18 protein-coding genes and 3 pseudogenes are annotated in these 22,419 nt (G+C 60.8%); 6 read left to right on the top strand and 15 right to left on the bottom strand.

Going from position 1 to position 22,419, the window contains the following annotated elements:
• Window positions 1-159 precede the first annotated feature (159 nt).
• Window positions 160-1,482 carry an epoxide hydrolase family protein gene (locus XH84_RS34520; protein WP_128916179.1) on the top strand — a complete coding sequence of 441 codons (1,323 nt, stop codon included), beginning with the start codon at window positions 160-162 and terminating at the stop codon, window positions 1,480-1,482.
• A 473-nt stretch (window positions 1,483-1,955) separates the two neighbouring features.
• Here XH84_RS34520 and XH84_RS34515 read toward each other — a convergent pair.
• The 13 genes and pseudogenes from XH84_RS34515 to XH84_RS34460 form a co-directional block, all read right to left on the bottom strand.
• A pseudogene (locus XH84_RS34515) lies at window positions 1,956-2,201 on the bottom strand (tautomerase family protein).
• 15 nt (window positions 2,202-2,216) lie between these two features.
• Window positions 2,217-2,927, bottom strand: coding sequence for an SDR family NAD(P)-dependent oxidoreductase (locus XH84_RS34510; RefSeq protein ID WP_128916178.1), 711 nt, complete (start codon window positions 2,925-2,927; stop codon window positions 2,217-2,219).
• A 432-nt stretch (window positions 2,928-3,359) separates the two neighbouring features.
• Window positions 3,360-3,797 carry an Ohr family peroxiredoxin gene (locus tag XH84_RS34505; RefSeq protein ID WP_128916177.1) on the bottom strand — a complete coding sequence of 146 codons (438 nt, stop codon included), beginning with the start codon at window positions 3,795-3,797 and terminating at the stop codon, window positions 3,360-3,362.
• Window positions 3,794-4,225 carry an alpha/beta fold hydrolase gene (locus XH84_RS34500; RefSeq protein WP_128916176.1) on the bottom strand — a complete coding sequence of 144 codons (432 nt, stop codon included), beginning with the start codon at window positions 4,223-4,225 and terminating at the stop codon, window positions 3,794-3,796. The genes XH84_RS34505 and XH84_RS34500 overlap by 4 nt, the downstream gene beginning before the upstream one ends.
• A 101-nt stretch (window positions 4,226-4,326) precedes the next feature.
• A complete protein-coding gene (locus tag XH84_RS34495) occupies window positions 4,327-5,421 on the bottom strand; it encodes a redoxin domain-containing protein (RefSeq protein ID WP_245471969.1) in 1,095 nt (364 codons plus the stop codon).
• A 100-nt stretch (window positions 5,422-5,521) separates the two neighbouring features.
• Window positions 5,522-6,529, bottom strand: a complete 1,008-nt coding sequence (locus XH84_RS34490; protein WP_164935829.1) for an alpha/beta fold hydrolase — start codon at window positions 6,527-6,529, stop codon at window positions 5,522-5,524.
• 69 nt (window positions 6,530-6,598) lie between these two features.
• On the bottom strand, window positions 6,599-7,189 hold the full coding sequence (locus tag XH84_RS34485; protein ID WP_128916174.1) for an NADPH-dependent FMN reductase: 591 nt from the start codon (window positions 7,187-7,189) through the stop codon (window positions 6,599-6,601).
• 71 nt (window positions 7,190-7,260) lie between these two features.
• Complete coding sequence (locus XH84_RS34480) at window positions 7,261-7,947, bottom strand: VOC family protein (protein WP_128916173.1); 687 nt, start codon at window positions 7,945-7,947, stop codon at window positions 7,261-7,263.
• Window positions 7,948-7,985: 38 nt separating this feature from the next.
• Window positions 7,986-8,402: a cupin domain-containing protein gene (locus tag XH84_RS34475; RefSeq protein ID WP_128916237.1), complete on the bottom strand. Its 417-nt coding sequence runs from the start codon at window positions 8,400-8,402 to the stop codon at window positions 7,986-7,988.
• Window positions 8,403-8,543: 141 nt separating this feature from the next.
• Window positions 8,544-9,023 (bottom strand): annotated as a pseudogene (locus XH84_RS41225) (epoxide hydrolase); the annotation flags it as partial.
• 134 nt (window positions 9,024-9,157) lie between these two features.
• Window positions 9,158-10,762 carry a DHA2 family efflux MFS transporter permease subunit gene (locus tag XH84_RS34470; protein ID WP_128916172.1) on the bottom strand — a complete coding sequence of 535 codons (1,605 nt, stop codon included), beginning with the start codon at window positions 10,760-10,762 and terminating at the stop codon, window positions 9,158-9,160.
• Window positions 10,759-11,874 (bottom strand): HlyD family secretion protein, encoded by a 1,116-nt coding sequence (locus XH84_RS34465; protein ID WP_128916171.1) that lies wholly within the window; start codon window positions 11,872-11,874, stop codon window positions 10,759-10,761. Before XH84_RS34465 ends, XH84_RS34470 begins: the two co-directional genes overlap by 4 nt.
• Window positions 11,875-12,031: 157 nt before the next feature.
• Window positions 12,032-14,899: an ATP-binding protein gene (locus tag XH84_RS34460; protein ID WP_128916170.1), complete on the bottom strand. Its 2,868-nt coding sequence runs from the start codon at window positions 14,897-14,899 to the stop codon at window positions 12,032-12,034.
• 300 nt (window positions 14,900-15,199) lie between these two features.
• On the opposite strand from XH84_RS34460, the gene XH84_RS34455 reads away from it, so the two are divergent.
• Window positions 15,200-16,153 (top strand): alpha/beta hydrolase, encoded by a 954-nt coding sequence (locus XH84_RS34455; protein ID WP_128916169.1) that lies wholly within the window; start codon window positions 15,200-15,202, stop codon window positions 16,151-16,153.
• Window positions 16,150-16,647, top strand: a complete 498-nt coding sequence (locus XH84_RS34450) for an SDR family oxidoreductase (RefSeq protein ID WP_128916168.1) — start codon at window positions 16,150-16,152, stop codon at window positions 16,645-16,647. Before XH84_RS34455 ends, XH84_RS34450 begins: the two co-directional genes overlap by 4 nt.
• Here XH84_RS34450 and XH84_RS34445 read toward each other — a convergent pair.
• Entirely contained in the window at window positions 16,615-17,376 is a 762-nt protein-coding gene (locus XH84_RS34445; RefSeq protein ID WP_128916167.1) for an IS5 family transposase, read from the bottom strand. The two genes, XH84_RS34450 and XH84_RS34445, sit on opposite strands and share 33 nt — an antisense overlap.
• Before the next feature lie 303 nt (window positions 17,377-17,679).
• Between XH84_RS34445 and XH84_RS34440 the strand changes: the two genes are divergently transcribed.
• Window positions 17,680-19,113: a DUF1254 domain-containing protein gene (locus XH84_RS34440; protein WP_128916166.1), complete on the top strand. Its 1,434-nt coding sequence runs from the start codon at window positions 17,680-17,682 to the stop codon at window positions 19,111-19,113.
• 137 nt (window positions 19,114-19,250) lie between these two features.
• On the opposite strand, the gene XH84_RS34435 is transcribed toward XH84_RS34440, so the two are convergent.
• Window positions 19,251-20,168, bottom strand: coding sequence for a LysR family transcriptional regulator (locus XH84_RS34435; protein WP_128916165.1), 918 nt, complete (start codon window positions 20,166-20,168; stop codon window positions 19,251-19,253).
• Between the two features lie 108 nt (window positions 20,169-20,276).
• On the opposite strand from XH84_RS34435, the pseudogene XH84_RS34430 reads away from it, so the two are divergent.
• Window positions 20,277-21,212: pseudogene (locus XH84_RS34430) on the top strand (alpha/beta fold hydrolase); the annotation flags it as partial.
• 455 nt (window positions 21,213-21,667) lie between these two features.
• The gene (locus XH84_RS34425) at window positions 21,668-22,291 is read left to right on the top strand and encodes an alpha/beta hydrolase (RefSeq protein WP_245471968.1); all 624 of its coding nucleotides are present in this window, start codon (window positions 21,668-21,670) and stop codon (window positions 22,289-22,291) included.
• The last annotated feature ends 128 nt before the right edge of the window (window positions 22,292-22,419 follow it).

Here is a 22,419-nt window from a genome sequence, read left to right as displayed (position 1 = left end):
CGCCCCTATATTTGGGTGAGGCTTGCCTATTGTCTCTTGTTTCTCCTGGGACTCAGTTGTGTCACCATTCGAGGCCCCTCCGGAGTGTGGCTCTTCCTCAGCTCAGCAATTTTTCGTCTGAGCAGATCCACGACGGGCTTGTAAACAAGGAGGTCGACCATGACCGCAATCTCCTCTTCGCCCACCCGGCGCAGCTTTCTCGCAGTATCAGCCGCAACTGGTGCCCTCAGCTTGCTTCCAATACATTTCGCCGCCGCACGCGCGCAATCGAAGCAAGGAGGGTCCCCGCTTGGTTCGACCAAAAACGACGCAATTCTTCCCTTCCGCGTCAATGTCCGGGGTGAAGACCTCGCTGATCTCCGCCGTCGCCTCGCGGCCACGCGCTGGCCCACCAAAGAGCTCGTTGAGGATCGGTCGCAGGGTGTGCAGCTGGCGACACTGCGGGCGCTCGCCCGCCACTGGTCGACTGAATACGACTGGCGCAAGTGCGAGGCACGGCTGAACAGGCTGCCACAGTTCACGACAGTGGTCGACGGGGTGAAGATCCATTTCATTCACGTCAAGTCTCGGCATGAGAACGCTCTGCCGCTAATCATGACGCACGGTTGGCCCGGCTCGGTCATCGAGCTGCTCGATACCATCGGCCCCCTGACCGACCCAACAAAGTACGGTGGTACTCCCGACGATGCATTCCACCTGGTGCTGCCGTCCTTGCCGGGCTACGGCTTCTCGGGTGAGCCGACCGAACTCGGCTGGGACGCCGCCCGCATCGCGCGTGCGTGGGCGGTGCTGATGGATCGCTTCGGCTACACGCGCTACGTCGCCCAAGGTGGCGACGTAGGAGCGGCAGTAACGGATGCAATGGGACGCCAGGCGCCCAAGGGACTTCTCGGCATCCACGTTAACTTGCTCGCAGGTGTGGCGGCCATGTCCGACAAGCTGCCCGCAGAATCCGAGGAGGAACGCGCGGCACGGAAGGCGGCCGCGACTTTCAGGGCGAGTGGCTCTGGCTACTTCCTGGAGCAGGCAACCCGGCCGCAGACGATCGGCTACTCCCTGCTGAATTCACCCCTCGGCCTCGCAAGTTGGATGCTCGACCATGACACAGACAGCTACTACAAGATTTCCCGAGCGTTCGTGGAGGGTAAGCCCGCGGGCAATCTCACCCGGGACAACATCCTCGACAACATCACGCTGTACTGGCTGACTGGCACCGGAGCCTCGGCCGCAAGGTGGTACTGGGAGGCCGGACAGGCCGCAGCCCGTGCGGCCGGCAAGTCTCCTCCGCCGGTCGCGGTTCCCGTGGGATTTACGACATTCCCAGGCGAACTCTTTGCTGCGCCCCGAAGTTGGGTCGAGATTATGTACCCCAGCCTCGCCTATTTCAGCGAGGCCGAACGTGGCGGACATTTCGCCGCCTGGGAGGAGCCGAAGCTGTTTTCAAATGAGCTACGCGCAGCCTTCAAATCGTTGCGCAAGTAACGGACCCGAGGCTCGACGCCGATTATGTTGAGCACGCGTTTGATTGTAGATCAGCACACACCCGCTGTCTCGGTGATGACCTTCGGCCGCGTCTTGCACATTTAAAGATTCGTACCGATCCGATCATCCGATGTGGGGGCTCACGGCGGGCTGACTATCACCCCAATTTCGCGCCGGGAATTGCACAGACGCGCCGACAAGACCGTACCTTGACTTCGGATGCATGCTCGCGCGATTGATTTGGAACTGCGCAAAAAGGGCGCCTCCCCCGTTAACGGGTCGGCGCTGAACCGCAGGCCCACTTTGAGCCATAGGCTGACTGACCTTCGAGCCGCGCTGCCGCATTTCGACGAGCGAGGAAAGTACGCGATCGGCAGCCACGAACGAGTGAAGATCGTGAGGCCGCTCATCACGATCTTGGTTCATCTCGGAGCTCGATTCGATAGTGTTTGCGAGATGTATTGTCGTATTCCTCAGGACTTGCCAGGAGCCGAATTGGCGAGCTTCTTTCGAAGCTCGGCGACCGGCAATCCACCCCAGCCCCAATTATCCAACTCAATCTCCTCGATGACCCGAAAGTCGAGTCGAGCGGCTTGTTGAGAACGTTGAAGAACCAATTGGCTCGCTCCCTTGATAAGGGCCGCCTTCTGCTCCGAAGTGCCGAAAGTGGTCATTGGGCTGATACCCTCGCGGGTGACCTGGATAGTGACAATTGGCAGGGCCATAAAGCCCACTTAGTGACCGGCGCTCTGACCGCCGTCAACGTGCAGGATCTCGCCTGTCACGAATCCTGCGCCTTCAAGATACAAGACGGCGTCGACGATATCGCGGATCTCACCCATCCGGCCGACCGGATGCAGATTTGCGAGGAACTGATGCGTCTCCGGCCCATGCATCGGCGTCTTGATCACGCCAGGCGAAACCGCGTTGACACGAATTCCCTTGCTTGCGTACTCGATTGCGAGCGCCCTTGTCGCAGCGTTCAGGCCGCCCTTCGTGAGTGAGGCGAGTGCCGCGGGCACGAGACTGTTGGCGTGATCGACGAGGCTGGTCGTGATCTGCACAACGTGCCCTGAGCCCCGTTTTAACATTTCCTTGGCGGCGCGCCGGGTAATGTGGAAAAACCCGTTGAGATTGATAGCAAGGACATTGACGTAATCTTCGTCGGTGTAGTCGGTGAACGGCTTGGCGACGAAAACGCCCGCATTGTTGACCAACGTGTCAATACGGCCAAAGCGCTCCAGCGCTTCCGTAACGAGACGATCAGCGGTCTTCGGATCGGTAATATCGCCGGCGACCGCCAGGACATCAGTGTCCGAGGACGCCTTAATCGATCGGGAGGTTGCGACGACGCGATAGTTGCGATCGCGATATCCGTTGACGAGGGCTTCGCCGATGCCCTGCGATGCACCGGTGATGATGGCAACTTTTCGTTCTACACTCATGATAGGTCTCCATGTTTTGGGTTTTTCCTGCAACCGATCGTGGTCGGGACTTGCACCTGTACTCTGCACCCAAGTCGGACTGTTGGCTCGTTAGGCGTTATTAGACTTTGCGAGCAAAGGGTTTGCGCGAGAGCCGAGCCACTGAATCAGCTACTAAAACTGGCGTCGAACACATCGACAGGACGGCTCGCAAGTCACGGTCTCATCAGGCTGAAGGGTCGACGACCGTGCAAGGGTCGTGACCGCGTATCCCGTAAAACGCCTGATGTGTGTACGAATAATGGGCGACCGAGGTACCCAAAACATCATAATCTGGTGCCGTTGCAGACCACTGCCTGGGGCCGCGGCTATTGTTCACTAAGAAGCCCGCTATGCCGTTTGGAAACAGGCGACTGAGACGGCATCCGGCTCTATAGCAACGCAGCAGCGAATTCAGCGAGAGGGCGGTTCGCGAAGTTTGATCTGTACATCTATGTTCTCCCGTGTGGCTTTTGAGTATGGACAAGTCGCGTGGGCTTCGTCGACTAGCACCTGGGCTTGCTCACGCCCGATGCCTGGGATGCTGACATTGAAGTCAGCGCTGAGGAAGTAACCACCGGCCTCCGAGACATTTAAACGCATTTCTGCATCGATAGCGATCTCGGTCGGAACATTGACGTTCGTTCTTCGGGCCGCGGATTTGATTGCGTGCTGCAGGCAGGCCGACCAAGCTGCGGCGAACAGGTGCTCCGGACTGGTGCCGATGTTGCCTGAATGCGGTGCGGCAAGCCTGACGTCCAAGTAGCCATCCGCGCTACGCGCCACGCCATGCTCGCGGCCGCCTCTGGTGTAGGTCCTCGCAGTGTGCACGATCTTTGAATTGTCGCTCATGGAGCAAAATGTCCTTCTGGCATGTCCGCTTCACGCGCGGGTTGCCCGTTGCGGAAAGTCTCGTTCGAAAGAAAGCGCGTCGGGCCGTAACCACGCAAATAGGGCACCGGCACGCGATAGCCGGCTGCCGCCAGCATCGGGGTTACCTCGACGAAGCTGTGAATGTCGTATGGCCAGCCATGCAGGAGAATGACATTTGCGCCGTCGGTCGGACCAGCCTCTGCATAAGCGAGATCCAGGAGGCCTGGGTTAATGTGCTTCACTGGGCCAAGTGAGGCGTTCGTGCGAGAGGGCGGCGGCGCTTCCGCCCGCGACGACCTTGAGGAAGACAAGGTTCCGAACGTCGTGGCAGCGGCAATTATGGCCGCTCCGCTCATGAAGGACCGTCGGCGTTCGTCAATGCTTTCTCTGGTCTTTGAGGTATCCATGGTCGGTCTCCTGCCGGTGTTTTCGATGCTTTGGAGTGTGTCCGAAAGTTGGGAACGGCCCATTATGCGTTGTGAGATGCCGTCGGTTTCAGCCAGAACAATCAGCCGAACGTAAAGGAATAGACCTGCGCGCCCGCGTCGAAAAACTCGATCTCGAAACGGCGGTCGACGATTTGGCCAGGTTGCCGGAGCAGCGTGTACATCCGCTGTTCGGTCAGCGTGCCGTAGGCTTGCGCGTCGATGTCGACCCCATGGGCGGAGCCTGGCGCGTGTCCGTCGATCAGGACGCGGAACTTCACGGGCGATCCATGCGCGGCCGGACCCATGACGAGATGGAGATCGCGGGCATGGAAGCGATCATTGATGCTCCCTCCAGGCTCGTTCAGTTCGGTGGCATCTTTCCTCGCTGTCCAGTCGCCGATCAACGCCCACTCGTTTAGGTTCAAGTGAGTGGGCGCTTCATACATATGTGGCCTGTTTTGCAAGAGCCCACCTGGCGATGCAAAGCTCTCGGTGCGCGCGAAACCCAGGTAGTTTTCCGGGGATCGGAGGTTGGGCCAGTCCGCCGTAGCCTCCTGGGCGCGGGGCTCCACCACAGCCGGCTCGCTACTGACGTTGGCGGCGCCGGCCTCGCGCAGCAGCCCCTGGATGACATTCTCCGACCGCTCGTAATCGCCTTCGCCGAAGAATTGATGGCGAACCCGCCCTTGCGCATCGATGAAATAGAGCGCCGGCCATGCCTGGTTGTTGAATGCGTCGACGGCGATCGGGTAGCGGATCTTCATGTCTTCGGCCGCCCAGCGAACGTTTGCCGAGTCCTTTTCAAACTCAAACTCAGGCGCGTGGACGCCAATCACCACCAGCCCCTGGTCCTTGTACTTCTCTTGCCAGGCACGGACATAAGGAAGCTGACGACGCCAGTTAATGCAGGTGTAAGTCCAGAAATTGATCAAGACCACTTTGCCGCGGAGGCTTTCGGGCGTCAGGGCCGGCGAGTTCAGCCATTCGCTTGCGTGGCCAAGGGATGCCAGCTCCCTTTGGCCGGAAAACCGGCCACCTGGGAATTCCTGTGCAAACAAACTTCGTGATTCAGCGGACATCATCGGCTGACCTTTGATTTCGCTTACAAAGCCGGCGATCGGTGCTGCGACCGCAATCGCGAGGATTGCTGCCACCAGCAGTTTGGACGTGTTCATCGGTATTGCCCTCCGGAGCTGAAGGAAATTGTGGCCGCCAGGAACGGCCGGGCGCATGCAGCGGGCCTCATCGATCGAGGCCTCATGAGCCGTTGCGAACTCACGTGAACGAGGCGCGAACCTCATCGATGGTCTGCTTCGGGTTCTGGAGATGAGGGAAGTGCCCGATCCCGGATAGAAGGGTGAGTTCAGCGCCTGCTTTTTTGGCAAACTCGACGCCCATTTCTTTGTTGATGTAGAGGTCCTTCTCGCCCCACACCACCTTCACCGGCGTGTTGAGCCGGGTCATTTGCGATTCGAACTGATCCTGATCCCGCGTAAAGTGAGAATAGTAGTGCGAGAACGCGTCTGCCGTCGTCATTGCGCCGTGGCTCCATCCGCGGGACATATCGTCCTTGAATTCCCTCGAAACTTTGAAATGCGCTTGCTCGGGCAACCCTCTCGTGAAGGTATTCTCGAGAATCTCGTCGCGATTCTTGTTCAGGATGGCACGCACCTGGTCCATCGCTGGTCCCGCTTTCAGCATTTGCAGGCTCTCGTACATGTAAGCGGGCCTGTCGAACGGCGCGAAATCGCCAACAATGAGCGCTTGCGCAATGTCCGGCTTTTCCAGGGCCAGGAGAAGGGCTGGCAGCGCGCCAATGTCGGTTGCGTAGATCGTGAGCTTCGACGTGTCGATGTCTGCTTTGGCTATGTAGTCGTTTAGAACACGCGCGTAGTCTTTGGGCGCGTAAGAGAACCTCTCGACGGCCGGCCGCGACGAAAGACCATAGCCCGGCCAATCGAAGGCGTGGATCTCGTAGTCCTCGGCGAGAGCGAGGGAAATGTCCTTCCAGGCATACAGGGTCTCCGGAAACCCGTGCAGGAAGAGAACAGTCCCCTTCGGGCTCGGGTTGTGAACCACCATTCTTCGGAGCGCGATGTCGCTGTCGATCTCGAACAAACCGATCTCGAGTTTCCCATCTTGCTCAGAGAGAACTCCGGCGGGTGCTGGCGTAGAAGAGAGCACCGCCACTGGTGCGAGGATGCCATCTTCGGCGGTGGTTACGGTCGCGACGTCGGCACGCTCGCGGCGATGGGCGTCGAACTTTTCAGAACGGGTGGTCATGATCGGTCTCCTTTATGGCTGTCTCCCGCTTTTCAGCGGCAATATCTCTGCTGGCCTTTGCTTCGGGGCTCAGTACGGCGGCGCCTTTCGATGTCGCTGCGCCCTCGCCGCCGCCATCCACCACGTGAGATCGGCGGCAAAGCGCGGGAATGCCTGCTCAAGCGCCTGCCCGTTTTCACCCAGGGGGGCGCCTTCGGGCGCCAGGGCTTGCCCGATAAAACCAACCCCAATCGTGCTGGAGATCACCACCATGCCCATCTCCGAGAGCGTGCCGTGCCAGGCCGTTGCAGCGCGCGCACCGGACAAACGACCGGCTGAATAGCTGACGATCGCGGCTGGAGGCCAAAACCACTCCTCGAGGAAATGATCGGTCAGGTTCTTCAGTCCGGGCTGGACCCCCCAGTTGTACTCGCCAGTCACGAACACAAAGCCGTCAGCTTCTCGGATCTTGCGCGCAAGCGTTTCAAGGACCTCGGGGGCCTGGCCCTTCGGATACTCTTTGTACATCCGATCGAGAATCGGAAGATTGATCGACTTAGCGTCGATCAGCTCGGCGTCGTCCCCGCGATGCCGCAGCCGCTCGACGACGTACTCCGCGAGCCGGATGCCCATCCGGTCGGATCGATAGGAACCGTAGAAGGCGAGGATGCGATTGCTCATGGCCGTTAGACTCCGAGTTTCGGGTAGTTGTGACGGTCACCGGGATGAACCCCGGGGACCGTGTGTCGTCCCTATTGCGGCAGCTCCTTGCCCAACTGCTCAGCCACCATGTACTCGGCGTACCAGTCCGGCCAGTTGGCGTCGTAGGTGCCCCCATTACGCTTCTCATGCTCTCCATGCGCCGCGGCGGCGCGGCGGAATGCCGAGGCAAGTTCCGCCACCGAAGCAAAGGTCGTCTGGTCCGTGTCCACGCGTCCGGGCAATCGCGCGGTGACTTCCTGGAAGAGCCAGCCGTTGCCGTCGGGATCATTAAAGGAGGCGTAGGAGCGATACGTGCCGCGCGCGGGATCACGACCCTTGCTGCGGACGCTGCCGAACAGATAGGGCTCGTCTCTGCCGACATGCACATCGCCTTCGGCGTGGAAGGCCTCGCTGACTTCGATGCCGCGATCGATGAGGTCCCTGCGTGCGGCTTCGATATCCGACACGATGAGATAAAGGCCTTGCGCGGAGCCGGGCGCGGCCGCGGTGACGTTCTTGCCGAAGATGACCGACGCCGGTGAGCCAGGCGGCGTGAACTGAATGACGCGCCAGCCTTCGCCGGAGAAGTCAGCGTCGATCCGCCACCCGAGCCTGGCATAGAATTCCTTGGCACGATCGACATCAGAGACGGGGATGACGACGACCTCGAGCTTGGTCTCGACGGTTTGCGCCTTCGCGTTGCGGATTGCAGACTTATGCGATTGTATAGTGCTCATGATGTTTCCCTTAAGTTTTAAGTTTGCAGATTGATTGTTCACTCGCTCACCGCGACAAGCGGCTTGCCTTTCTCGACGATGTACGTGGCGAGCTCGGCAGCCCTGCCGGTGCCGACGTTCTTCACGGCGTGAGCCGTTCCGTACGGAATAGACAGTGACTCGCCCGCCTTAACGATCACAGGCGATCTGCCGTCGAGTTGATACTCCAACGAGCCTTCGGTCACGTAGACGATCTCTTCGCCCGGATGAGAGTGCCGAACAGCAGTTCCGCCGGGCACGAATTCGACGAGAACCTGAATGACCTCGCGTCCGGGGGCACTGAGATCGTCGCGCAGCAGATTGGTGCGCTTGAGGTCGCCCAAGCTCATGTCGTGAGCCTGCGCCACAGGCAGAGCCAGGCTGGTCGCGGCGACCAGCACAGCAGCTGCTGCCCTTAAGATGCGATACTTTTTCATGTGACACTCCCTTCTCGGTTCGATCTGCGGTGCGATCTGTTGTCCGATATGTACGCTGGTCGATCGAGAATCACCCGTTATGCGCTGTGAGATCGTGTTAGCCGCTGTTGTTGCTGGTGGCCGACAGGTCGTGTGCGTTTGACCAGCCGCCTCCCAGTAGATCCGGGCCGCCGAGGTTGCGGCGTTCGTCAGCCAGTACAGCGTGATGTCATCGAGGACATCATCGTGGTCGAGCAAGTGCGCAGGCTCGCCGTTGTTGCAATCGTAAATCCAGGCCGCGAGCCCGATCGGAGAGTCCGCCAGCGCGTAGCCGATCGTCTGTGGCCGTGCGCCCATCGTGACGCATAGGCGCGATATTTCTTGAAGAATGTGATGAGCGAGTCGAATGCAGCGCGTTCATTGTCAGAAAGCCCGGCAGGCGCGGCACCTCCGGTTGCGAGCACCGCGGCGACATCTGGTGGTACTGCTGCCGGCAGGTTGATATGGATGCCGAGCAACCCTGGGACGGCCTGACGCGCCATCGCGCTGGACACGGGAGCGCCCCATTCGCCCCTGGGCGTCATAGCGAGTATAACCAGGGCGCATCATCAGTCGGGCCCAAGAATTCAATAGCCTTATCGGTGTTCATGGTGCACTCCATCGGTCACTACGCGATCCCCGAAACTACGTCCCCCCGCGCAGAAACGCTCGTTATCCGTTGCGAGACGTTATTAGCCGCCTCGCCCCAGCGTTGGCGCCAGGATGAAGCTACGAGCTCAGTGCGCGTCTGCGGACGGGGCTTTCGGCGGCGCGACCTTACGCATCAGCGGCACCATGAAGAATGCTAACGCAAAGCAGACTGTGATCGCGAGGTAAGCGTCGGCGAAGGCCTGGACCTGCGCTTCACGGAATGCCAGAAGCCAAAGGCTCTTCAGCGCGGCGGTCTGCGAGTGGATTGGGTCGCTCCAAGCCTGTGCATAGCCTGCCACGGCCGAGTTGAGCAGTTCCGTGACGTTTGAATTGACAGCGCTCAGGTGGTCGGCAATCCGCAGAAAGTGCAGGTTGACCCGGTCATTGAGGATCGTGCCGCAGCCTGCGATACCGATTGCGCCGCCAAGATTACGCATGAGATTGAATAAGCCGCTCGCTGATTTCAGGCGTTCGGGCGGCAAAGTTCCAAGCGTCAGCGTCACGACGGGCGCGACGCAGAACTGCTGCGCGAAACCGCGGAAGGCCTGCGGGATGAGAAGTTCGTGCCAACCCCACTCGTGAGTCACCGAGGCGAGCAGCCACATCGCCACGGCGAAGCAGGCCAGCCCAAACATCATTAGCCAGCGCATGTCGATGCGGTTGGCAACTGCGCTATAGGCGGCAACTGCGAAAAGCTGGAACACTCCGGCGGACAGCAATGCCGTCCCGATCTGCCAGGCGTCGAAGCCGCGGATTCGGCCGAGAAACAGAGGCGTAAGATAGACCGTACTGAAGATACCGAGGCCGGTAATGAAGGAAAACCAGCTCCCGAGCGCGAAATTGCGAATTTTCAGCGCCCGGAGATCAACCACCGGTTGCGAATAGGTCAGGCTACGGATGATAAATCCTGCGCCGGCCAGCGCCGAAATCCAGGCACAGTGTCGGATGGTATCGTCCCCGAGCCAGTCCCAGCGCGGCCCCTCCTCGAGGACATATTCTAGGCATCCGAGGAACAGTGCCATAAGCGCGATGCCGAGGTAATCTGCACCTTTCAGCAGTCCGGGATTGGGCCGGTCGATATCGACCAGGAGCGGCACCAGAAGCGTGACGAGCAGGCCGGGCGCCACATTGATGTAGAAGAGCCAATGCCACGACCAGTTGTCGGTGATCCATCCTCCGACGACGGGCCCGAACGTCGGCGCGAGCGATGCCAGGGCTCCGACCAGGGAGGCCGCGATCACCCGCTGCTTCCCGTCGAAAAATGTCAACGCCGAGGTGAACACCATCGGGATCATCGAGCCGCCGAGAAAGCCTTGCAGCGCCCGGAATACGATCATTGATTGGATGTCCCAGGCATAGGCGCAGAGCAGACTTGCCACCGTGAAGCCTGCCGCAGAGGCCGTGAACAGCCAGCGCGTGGACATCACCCGGCTGAGCCAGCCGGACAACGGGATCACGATGATCTCGGCGATCAGATAGGAGGTTTGCACCCAGCTCACCTCGTCTTGGCTGGCCGAGAGACCGCCGCCGATTTCCTTGATCGAGGCGGCAACGATCTGAATGTCGAGATAAGCGATGAAGAAGCCGACGCTCATGATTCCGAGCGCCAGCACCTTGTGGGCCGTCGGAAGATCGGACGGGGACGCGGAGCGCGCCATGTCGGCCGGTCCAAGTGTCGCGATGGCGCTCATTGCCGGATCTCCTGAAGCGAAGAGCCGGGCTGCGGCCGCTCGTCAACCCGCACCACGACCGACAGTCCCGGCCGTAGATTTGTTGCCTCGCCGCGCTCATCAATCGCAATGCGCACCGGCACGCGCTGGACGATCTTGGTGAAATTGCCGGTGGCGTTCTCCGCCGGGATGACGCTGAACTGTGCGCCAGTAGCTGGCGCCACGCTCACGACGCGGCCACGCAGAGCAGCTCCCGGCAGCAGGTCAGCCGCAATCTTGACGGGCTGGCCCTCGCGGATCCGCGCCAGTTGGTTTTCCTTGAAATTTGCATCTATCCAGAGATCGTGGTTCGGCACGATCGAGAGCAGCCTCGCTCCGGTAGGCGCATAAGAGCCTACGCGCGCACCACGGTTGCCGATTATTCCGTCAATCGGCGATCTGATTTCGGTATAGCCAAGATTGATTTGCGCAAGGTTGCGCTCGGCGACAGCCTGATCTAGAAGAGCGCGGGCCTGCTGCTTCTGGGTCTCGATAACGTCCAGCTTGCGCTCCGCGGCTTCCAGAGCAGCATGTGCCTTCTGGTCAGCCGCCACGGCCTTTTTGTAGTCTGCGTCCGCCTGCTGATAGCGCTGCAGCGAGGCGTTCTGTCCGTCAGACAATACGCGATACCGATCAGCATCGTATTTGGCGCGCTCCACCTCGGCCACGGTCGCCGAGATCTCTGCCCTCGCCTCCTCGATTGCCGCATGCTGCAGGCGCAGATTGGCTTCGAGGTTTGCAAGTGCGGCGTTCTGCGCATCGACGCTGGCTTCGGCCCTGTCGAGCTGAGCGCGGTAGTCGCGATCGTCGAGCTTGATCAGAAGATCACCAGCCCTGACCTGCTGGTTGTCCGTAACCGCGACAGTCTGCACCAAACCCGAAACTTTTGGCGCGATGGTCGTCACTTCACCACCGACATACGCGTCGTCTGTCGACTGGATGAACCGGCCTTCGGTCAACCAGTACCTGCCATACCAGGCAGCCCCTGCAGCCATCAGCGCGACAGCCGCGACTAGAATCGCTCGTTTACCGAGATGCCTGAACCGCCCGATCGGCTGACTTTCGGTGAGGTGGGCAGGAATGACTCCGTGCATGATCGTGGTCCTTCGAGGAAAGCCATCTGATTTCTGGCTGCTCAAGGACTAGGTCCGCGACGCGAAAAACGCCCGTTAGCGGTTGTGAGACGTTATTAGGAACTGGCGGTACGGTGTTGGGGCGTCCAAAGCCGAGCCAACATCTACTGGCCGCCAATCAACAGCTCGCAGCCAAATCCAGCTTGTTTAACAAGGACTTAGCTGCCAACAGGTCTGGCGTGTCCCAACCTTCGGTGAATTGCCCGAATACCGGCTGCAACAGCGTGCGGGCGTTCTTGGCCCGTCCCTGTCCGGCCCAATGCGCGGCCAGATCCGTCGCTGTTCGTAGCTCCCAGGCACGTAAGCCCTGGGCGCGGCTCGACTCGAGGGACATTTCGAAACACCTCTCCGCCTCTGAGGCGCGGGGCGTCGGCATCGTCAGCAATATGCTGGCTTTCAGGCGCAAGAGCTCGGGAATGTAAGGGATGCCTCCCTTCGCTTCTACCAACTGCATCGTCTTGTCAACGAGGGCGATCCCCTCCGTAAATCGACCGGTGGCGGCGAAACCCTGAGCGATCATTGTATTGAACCGCGCGGTAAAACGCTCGTAATGCGCCCCGTGAAGCTTCTCGAGGCACTCTATCAACGTATCGATGGCTTTGAAATCGCCGCGGCGGATCGCGAGCTCGGCCTGTAGGCCGCCCCCCACATCGACATACGGCCCGAAGCTCTGAGTTTTCGCACGGGCAACAAACCATTCCAGATGCTGCTCGACGGCATCAAGCTCGCCGGTCCACAACAGCGTTATCATGGCAGTCAGCGCAATAGCCAAAGACACCGGATGATTCATGTGTTCGGCGTCGTCGAGAACTTCAAGCGCTCGTGCAGATGCTTGAGCCGGATAACCTTGCAGCCAGAGGGTCGTCGCCAGTGAAGCCCTCGACAAACTGAGGTGATCGAACCCAAAATAGATCGCGCGGCCGGCCGTCTTTCCAAGGCTGGACTGCAGCGCTGTTTCCAACTCTGTACGTCCCCCATTCAAATCGCCGGCCAAATGGCGTGAAATCCCTAACAGGGAATGTGACACCGTGCGCAGCATTTGATCGTCAAGTTTGCTGGCCATGGCGGAAGCGTGTTCTGCACATCGCAGCGCGAGATCGTAGTCACCGCTGCGCAAATGATACAAGTGCAGCATGCTCAGCATTCCCGAGCTTTGAAAGGCATCGCCATAATCCTCCGCAATTGCGAGACTTCTGGTAAGAGCGGCGCGGGCCTGATCGCTGTTGCCACGCGTGAACATGAGTGAAATCCCCAAGCCAGCCTGAAGCTGCATTTCTTCGCGGCCACCTCGGCGCTGTTCATCGAGAGCGGCCAAGGCCCGCTCCGACCAGCGCTGACTTTCCGTTAACAGCGACATCGTCAAAAGAACGGGCGTGGCAGCAGATGCCAGTTCAATACCGGCCGTTGCATTGCCCTCTTCGCCAAAGCACCAATCCAGGGCGGCGCGGACATTGTTGAGGCCGGCGAAATATGGCGCTTTTTCCGTTCCGGTCGACAGGGTCTCCCAATCCTTTCCGGTCTGCTCCAGCCAGCGCCGGTAGTAGTTTGCGTGGCGGACGGCGAGATCAGTGGCCTCGGCCGCATCCAGGCTGATGTCGAGAGCGTAGGCGCGCGTCGTATCAAGCAGCCGGTAGCGCATCATCGCTCCTATTGGGCGAGTAGCGACCATTGACTTGGCAACCAGACTGTCGATCGCTTCAAAAACAATCGACCGATCGAGGAGAGCGCCGGTAACGACCTCCAGCGCCGCATCCAGGGTGAAATGGCCAACGAAAACGGCGAGCCGGCGCAGCACCAGCCGTTCCTGCTGGGATAGAAGCCCGTAGCTCCAGTCGAGCGTGGCCTGCAAGGTCTGCTGCCGTGGAGGCGCGGTGCGCGACCCGCGCCACAGCCGTGCCAGGCGCTCGTCGAGGAGCGCTGCGGTCTGCTGTAACCCGTGAGACTCAACGCGCCTGGCTGCGAGTTCAATTGCAAGTGCCACACCATCGAGCTTACGGCAGATGTCCGCGATAACGCGCGCTTCTTCATCGCTGAGATCCAGGCGCGCGCCACTGGCTAAGGCTCGCTCCGCAAAAAGTCTGGTTGCCGGAAACTGCTGAACGGAAGCCGCAGTGAGACCTGGCTCCTCTGGGGGACACGCAAGTGCATCCAGTCGGTAAACGTGCTCACCCTCGACCTGCAAGGCCTCACGGCTGGTAGCAAGGATATGAGCCTGCGGCGCGACCTCGATGATCCTCGACGCCAATGGAGCAACCGTTTCAAGCAGATGTTCGCAGTTGTCCAGGATCAAGAGAGTCCGTCGGCTCTGCAGAAATGCAATGAGGCCCTGCGATGCATCTTCCGACTGAACCGACTGCCCCAGCATGGATGCCACGGCCGTCGAGGCAAGCTTCGGATCGATTAGCATCCCAAAATCGACGAAAAGCACAGAACCTGCGAAGGAGTCCAGCAGGTGATGTGCAACGGCAGTTGCAACTGTCGTCTTGCCTACGCCTCCCGTGCCGACGATGCTCACAAACCGACAGCTGATCAGCTCCGCTGCCAGCTTCACGACATCATCATCGCGGCCGACCATTCGGCTCGGGCGGCTCGGAAGGTTGGCGTGCGGGAAGTTGACGGCCGCTGCCGGTGCCACCTCGGGCGCGCGGCTTCCGCGCGTTACAGGGGCCACGAAGCAGTAGCCCCGACCTGCAAGGGTGGTGATATAGCGAGCCCCCTCCTTTCCGTCGCCGAGGGCTTTGCGCAGGCTCGCCATATGGAACCGCAGGCTGGCTTCTTCGACGGTGACGTCAGGCCACACCCGCGACATCAGCTCCTTTTTGCTGACGACCTCATTTGGCTTGGAAATCAGCGCGATCAGCATGTCGAGAGCCCGTGCACCTAGCTCGACTGGCACTCCCTCTTTCGCGAGGAGTCGTTCGCCAGCGACCACGGTGAATGGACCGAACGACCACACGTCCTTGTTCTGACTTGCTGCTGTCGTCATCCTGATTGGCTCAAGATCCTGGTTCGGGCGGCATTATAGCGCAACAAGCGACACCTTGGGGCAACGACAACTGCTGATGACCATGACTTTCCCGGGCGAGCGATCCCCACCCGGCACAGACGACCGTTATCAGGCTCTCATGCCGCCCGTTCCCGCCGCGGAGGAACTGGCAGTGCGCCCTGGCAGCTTGATAACGGCTAACAGCATCTCACAACCAATAACGCGCAATTTCTGGCTGATGGACCTAGCTACGACCGTGAAGTGCGGTCGAACAGTAAGTCAAGCCATCAGGAACACAAAATGTATCTCTCACACACGCTCAACTCGCGGTCTGATTTTGCCGAAAGCACGTTTAAAGGCGTGGGCGGCGTCACGATCTTCACTCATTCATGGCTGCCAGAGGCAGGGTCGCGCGCGGCCATTGTGATTGCCCATGGTTTCAATTCACATAGCGGACATTACGCTTGGGCGGCAGAGCAGTTCGTACTGGCAGGTTTCGCAGTCCATGCGATGGACCATCGCGGACGTGGCAAGTCCGGAGGGGAGAGAGCCCATGTCGATGCGTTTGCCGATTATGTCGATGACCTCGCGACGTTCGTTCGTGTCGTTAAGGCCCGCCAGCCGGGACTTCCGGTTTTCCTTCTCGGTCACAGCGCGGGCGGCGTGATATCAGCTCTCTACGCGCTTGACCAGCAATCCGAACTCGCGGGTCTCATTTCGGAAAGCTCCGCGTTGCAGGTGCCTGCTCCGGCAGTTGCACTCGCGACGCTTAATCTGATCGGTCGTGTGATGCCGCATCTTCGTTTGGTGAAGCTCAAGAACGAGGACTTCTCGAGCAATCCCGAAATCGTGCGATCCCGGAACCGGGACCCGCTAATCGCAGGTGAACGTCAGACGGCCAAAGCCATATCGGAATTGATTGCCGCAGATGAGCAGCTCAAGACTGCCCTCCCCCGGCTTGCTTTGCCCCTTCTTATCTTGCATGGCACTGAGGACGAGGCGGCAAGTCCGGGCGGGAGCCAGTTATTTTTCCAGACAGCCGGCTCGAAAGATAAAACCCTGAAACTTTATCCCGGTGCGTTCCACGATCTGCTCAACGATCTCGGCAGGGAGACTGTTACAGCGGACATAATAGAGTGGATCGACACTCGGTTGGCAGCAAACAAGCCTCTAGAGCTCCAATCGCTTCCAGCGCAACAGCATCGGTCCTCCGCCGCTAAAGCCGCAAAGCAAGATGAGAGGGAAGCGCAATGAAAGTTCTGATTGCCGGGGCAACTGGCGCGATCGGCCGGCCGTTAGTTCGGCACCTGAGAGCGAACCAGCATGAGGTTTTCGCGCTGACCCGATCGCCTGAGTCCGCCTCCACCCTGAATGCCATCGGCGCGGAGGTGATCCTTGCAGACGTGTTGGATGGCCCCGCGGTAAAGGCCGCCCTTGGACGGATCCGGCCCGATGCCGTGATCAATGAGTTGACCTCCCTGCCCCGGCACTACACGAGAGCCGAAATGAAAGCAGCGGCAGCGCGCGATCGAAGAGTCCGCTTGGAGGGCAACGCAAACCTGCTTGCATCGCTTCGCGACGCCGGCGTGCGCCGATATCTGCTGCAAAGCGCAGCATTTTGGTATGCGCCGGGCGTAGGGCTGGCAGATGAAACTGTCCCGTTCATCTCCACCGGCTCCCCCGCAGTCGAAGCGCGTGTCGGCACGTATCAGGAACTAGGATGCGGACTCATTAAGACGCAGCCATAGCCTGATTGACGCGAGTTGAACAAATGCGAGGTAGTTCGCGGCGAGCCTATCGTAGCGCGTCGCCACCCGACGACATTGTTTGATCTTGTTGAAGAACCGCTCGACCTGATTGCGAGCACGATAGAGATAGGGGCTGAAGCAGATCGGATCGCTGCGATTGCTTTTCGGCGGGATGTTGGCCCACGCGCCCTTCTTAATGGCAAGCTCCCTGATCCAGTCCGCATCATAGCCACGGTCGGCAAGCAGCATTGACCCGGATTTCAAACGAGACAGCAGTTTTCCGGCGAGTCGAACATCATGGGCCTCACCCGGGCTCAGCGCCAGCCGTACCGGCAGACCATTGCCATCGACCACCGCATGGATTTTGCTCGTCAAGCCGCCGCGGGACCTTCCCATCGATTGGCGCTGGTTCCTTGTGATGCAGGCTCCATGCTGATGCACGCGGACAATGGAGGTGTCGATCATCTGGACAGCGGCATCATGGGCGGTGGCAAGCGCTTCTATGATGCGGCCCCAAACACCGGCGCGCCGCCACCTAACGAAGCGGTTGTAGCAGGTGGTGTATGGGCCAAACGCAGTCGGCAGATCACGCCAAGGTGCTCCTGATCGGAGGACCCAGAAGATGCCATTCAGGACCCGTCTGTCGTTCACCCGAGGAACGCCACGCGGCTTGTTCGGCAACATTGGTTTGATGGCGGTCCATTCAGGGTCGGCGAGTTCGTAGCGCATGATTCGAGCCCCTGACGACGTGGAGAGCTTGAATCATGGTTCGGGGCCCAAGCTCAACTGGTCGCATGCACCCGAAAGCGGACTATTGTGCTCAGAGTGAGTTTTGTCGTTCATGACCCGAAGCGGACTCCATTGATCTGAGTCAAATACGGCACCGGGTTTACTGACCATCATTTTCTAGGCTGCACGTTCAGACAGCCACGTCAATTTTTGGGTTGGTGGTCGCTTCGCTGTCTACAGGTCTTGGCGCGACAAGCGTCTGAGACCGATGTCACGGCCGGGATTGCAGGGAGGGAGCAAATCATGAATCGCGTTCTAGTCGCGTTCTCATCAGCACTCTTGCTGAGTGCAGTCCCAGTCACGCCGGCGGCAGCCCAGCAGACCGCGTCAACCATCACGGAGCAAGAGGCGATCGTTATTGCCACCGACAGCTACATCTATTTCTACCCGCTGATATCCATGGACGTGACTCGAAAGCAACTTATCAACTCGGAGCCTGGCACGGGTATCGGCGGCCCGATGAACGCATTCGTCAATATCCCCGCATTCCCGCCCGCGGACATGAAAGCAGTTGTCCGGCCGAACTTCGACACACTTTACTCTTCCGCTTGGCTCGATCTCACCACGGAGCCGTTGGTGCTCTCGGTGCCTGACACTGACGGGCGCTACTATTTGATGCCCATGCTGGACATGTGGACCGATGTTTTCGCGTCGCCCGGCTGGCGAACCACAGGCACGCAAGCGGGAAATTATCTGATCACGCCGCCGGGTTGGAACGGCACAATTCCGGCTGGCATGACACGGATCGGTGCGCCAACACCTTACGTTTGGATCATTGGTCGCACTAAGACCGATGGTCCGCCCGACTACGAGGCGGTGCGACGGATTCAGGCGAACTACAAAATCACGCCCCTGTCCGGATGGGGGCAGGCCCTCAAGCCAGTCCAGCAGACCATTGATCGGACCGTAGATGTGAAGACTCCGCCAAAGACTCAGGTCGACACCATGAGCGGCGAAAAATACTTCGCCTATGCTGCCGAACTTCTCAAGTTGCATCCCCCGCACGCCACCGATCAGCCGATCATCGCACAGATGAGGCGGATCGGCATCGAGCCTGGCAAGACCTTTGATTTCACGGGCCTTGCACCTGCGGTCAAGAAGGCCGTCGAACTTGCTCCGGAGGCTGCACAGAAGTTGATGGCCTGGAAAGTGCCAACACTCGCCCGCGTTGCGAACTATTGGTCGATGAATACTGACACCATGGGTGTCTACGGAAACTATTACCTTAAGCGCGCGATCGTCGCCCAATTAGGTCTTGGGGCGAATCTGCCCGAAGATGCCATCTACCCGCTCAATCTCGGCGACGAAACCGGCAAGCCGCTCGACGGGTCGAGCAAATACACAATCACGTTCGAGAAAGGTGCGACGCCGCCGACACAGGCATTCTGGTCAATCACGCTGTATGATTCAGAGGGATTTCAGGTTGCAAACGCGCTCAACCGCTTTGCGGTCAGCAGCTGGATGCCGTTCAAGGTCGACACGGATGGCTCTTTGACGCTCTACTTTCAGAACGAGAGCCCAGGCACGGACAGGGAGGCCAACTGGCTGCCTGCTCCGAAGGGGCCTTTCAACCTCACCATGCGAGTCTACGGCCCAAGGTCCGAGGTGTTGACCGGACGCTGGAATCCGCCCGTTATCTCGCGGGTACAACCAACAGTCGGTCTTGGGGCGCAATAGCAGGTTTGACCGCTATTGGCCCTCCTGCGAAGTTGCGCCGCGCCTGACCGAGGTCCGCTCACCACGGCAGATCGGACCAGATTTTGGCAACCTGAGTTCTTCTCAGGTTGCGCAGATCGACCATTGAATGCCGTCGCTCATGGATGCCGTGCGCGACCGCCGCCCATGCACTCCACAAGATAGTCGACGAATACCCGAACACGAGCAGGCATGTTCGCGCCGCCCACGAAGACGGCATGGAAGATTTCCTTGTCACCCGGATTGAACGGTTCGAGAAGCGGGACGAGGCGCCCCTTCGCAAGCGCGTCGCCCAGGCTGAAGTTGCCGACGCGGGCGATGCCAACGCCGTCGAGTGCCAATTGGCTCAGCGTCTCGCCACTGTTCGCCTCGATGGCGCCCTGGACCTTGAGGACGAAGTCGGCGCCGTCCCGGCGGAACGGCCAGACCGGCTCGGCCCGGCGAAAACTGAAGTTCAGGCAGTTGTGGTTGTAGAGGTCTTCAGGCTTTTCGGGCACGCCCCAGCGCGCCAGGTAGTGCGGCGAGGCGACGATGGTTCGGCCGTTCTCGCTGAGCCGACGCGCCGTGAGCGCACTGTCTGCCAGCGGCCCGCCGCGAACCGCCACATCCGCTTGCCCCGCAGCGACATCGACGATCCCGTCGCTGAGATTGATGTCGACCAGGATGTTGGGATAGCGCCGCACGAACTCGCCAAGCAGAGGCACGATGCAGAGACGCCCATGGGAGACCGCGGCGCTGACCCGGATGCGGCCGCGCGGCGAGCCCTGGTCGGAGATCGCCTGCTCGGCTTCGTCGAGGTCGGCGAGAATACGGCGGGCCGCGCCGAGATAGGCGCGACCTTCCGCGGTCGGGGTCAATGCGCGCGTCGTCCGCAACAGCAGGCGTGCGCCGAGCCGCTGCTCGATCCGGTCCAGGGTGCGGCTCACGGCCGATGGTGTCAGGCCAAGCGCCCGGCCCGCGGCTGAGAAGCTGCCGCCGTCGATGACGGCGCAGAACACTTCCAGTTCCCGGGCTCGATCCGAGGTCTCGGCTGCCACCTTTGCGCTCCATTCAAAAATGCTTAGCCCGAGCCCTAGCTAATCCCAACGATCTCCCTCGTCTAGTTTTGCGTCTGTGAGAAAGACGACAAACACAGGAGACCGCCCATGTCCGTCCCCACCCAGCTTCGTCGGTTTGCCCTGACCGGAGCCGCACTTGCCGCCCTGGCCGGCACCGCCGCATCCGCGGCCGACGTGCCCACGGACTTTCCCAATACGTTCCGCACCGAGGAGATCGCGACCAACGGCACCATCCTGCACGTCCGGGTGGGCGGGGCCGGCCCGGCGGTCGTGATGCTGCATGGCTATGGCGAGACCGGCGACATGTGGGCGCCGCTCGCGGCGAACCTTGCGCGCAATCACACCGTCATCGTGCCCGACCTGCGGGGCATGGGCCTTTCGGCTCGCGCCGACGCGGGTTTCGAGAAGGTCAACCAAGCGGAGGACATCGTCGGCGTGATGGACACGCTGCACGCGCCACGCGCCGACATCGTGGCGCACGACATTGGCAACATGGTCGCCTTTGCCGTGGCCTCGCGGCACGGCGAACGCGTGACGAAGCTGGTGCTGATGGATGCGCCGGTGCCGGGCGTCGGTCCGTGGGAAGACATCCTGAAGAACCCGTTGCTGTGGCACTTCCGGTTCGGCGGGCCGGATATGGAGCGCCTGGTGGCGGGCCGCGAACGAATCTATCTCGACCGGTTCTGGAATGAGTTCTCAGCGAATCCGGCCAATTTTCCGGAGCCGGCCCGGGTTCATTACGCTCAGCTCTACGCTGCGCCGGGGCGAATGCACGCCGGCTTCCGCCAGTTCGCCGCCTTCGATCAGGACGCGATCGACAACCGCGCCTGGCTCTCCGCCCATGGCAAGTTGCTCATGCCGGTTCTCGCGGTCGGGGGCGCAGCATCTTTCGGCCCTGCAATGGCGGCGGTGATGCAGGCCGGCGCGGTCGATGTGCAGGAGCGCGTCATCGCAGGCTCCGGTCACTGGCTGATGGAGGAGCAGCCCGCGGCCACGGCAGCCGCGATCGAGAGCTTCCTCAACGAGCGACCCGGCGCCGCGGAGAGAGAGCACCTGAGGCAGACGACCCTGACGCTGGAGCAGACGCAGGCTATGCCGCAGTCCGGCGCGGGTGCCGGCACGTCCGGAGTTGGCGCCATCCGTACGGTGCTGCTGAGCGGCGACCCGGCGAAGCCCGGCCCCTACGTGCTCGAAATCCACGTGCCGCCGAATACCACGATCGCACCTCACACCCACCGCGATGACCGCTCCGCCACGGTGATCTCCGGCACCTGGTACTTCGGCTACGGCAGCAACGAGTCCGACGCCTTCGTCAAGTCATTGCGTGCAGGCGGCCTCTACACCGAGCCCGGGGGCGTGGCGCATTTTGCCTTCACCCGCGCCGAGGGCGCCGTCGTCCGCCTGAGCGGCGTCGGCCCCAGCGACACCTCGCCTGTCCCCGCCACCGCGTCGCGCTGACCTGCTCCAGACAAGGGCCGATGATCATGATCATGGAGACCGGCGACGCTGCGATCATTGCGCGAACCAACGCATCGCAAAAGCCGCCGGTCATCTTCATCCATGGCTTGTGGTCCAAGCCCGCGATCTGGCGCGGCTGGAATGACGGGTTCGAAGCAGCCGGCTATGCTCCCTTGGCACCTGAATGGCCGGCGGAACTGGGCGGCGCCGCGGGCCCGGAAACCATCGGCGAGGTCGCGGCGCATCTGGCCCGCATCGCCGGCGCGCTGGAGCGCCGCCCGGCGCTCATCGGCCATGCGTTCGGTGCACTGATCGCGCAGATCCTGGCCGCGCGCGGGCTTTCTGCCGCGACCATTGCGATCGAACCGGCATCGTTCGGCGGGGGGGTTCCGCGCGACGCCCGCGCCGAAGCTCCGGTCGACGCCGCGACCGCCGGGCGCGGACCGTTGCTGATGATCTCCTTCGCGCGCGATCAAACTCTCTCGTCATCAGTCACCCGCGAGGCCTATGACCAGCAGTGGCGCTACGAGCACGCCGTCACCGAATTTATCGAACTGCCGCGACGCGGTCGCTCTATGCCTGTAGAAAGCGGCTGGTCGGGGGTGGCCCAGACGGCGCTGACATTCTTGAAGCGCTTTCTTTAGCGTTTAGTCGCACGTGTTGGCGCCAACTTCCGCTTTTGATGCTGTTGTCTAATCGCTACCGGGGCGTCAAGCATCTAATCGCTGAGGAGACACTGCCGGGTGCATGGTTGTCTTCGCGGTCGGCATCA

It is taken from the genome of Bradyrhizobium nanningense (assembly GCF_004114535.1).
GTDB classification, from domain to species: Bacteria; Pseudomonadota; Alphaproteobacteria; order Rhizobiales; family Xanthobacteraceae; genus Bradyrhizobium; species Bradyrhizobium nanningense.
Note: the sequence above shows the minus strand (reverse complement) of the source record. Positions and strands in the feature narration are given on the sequence as shown.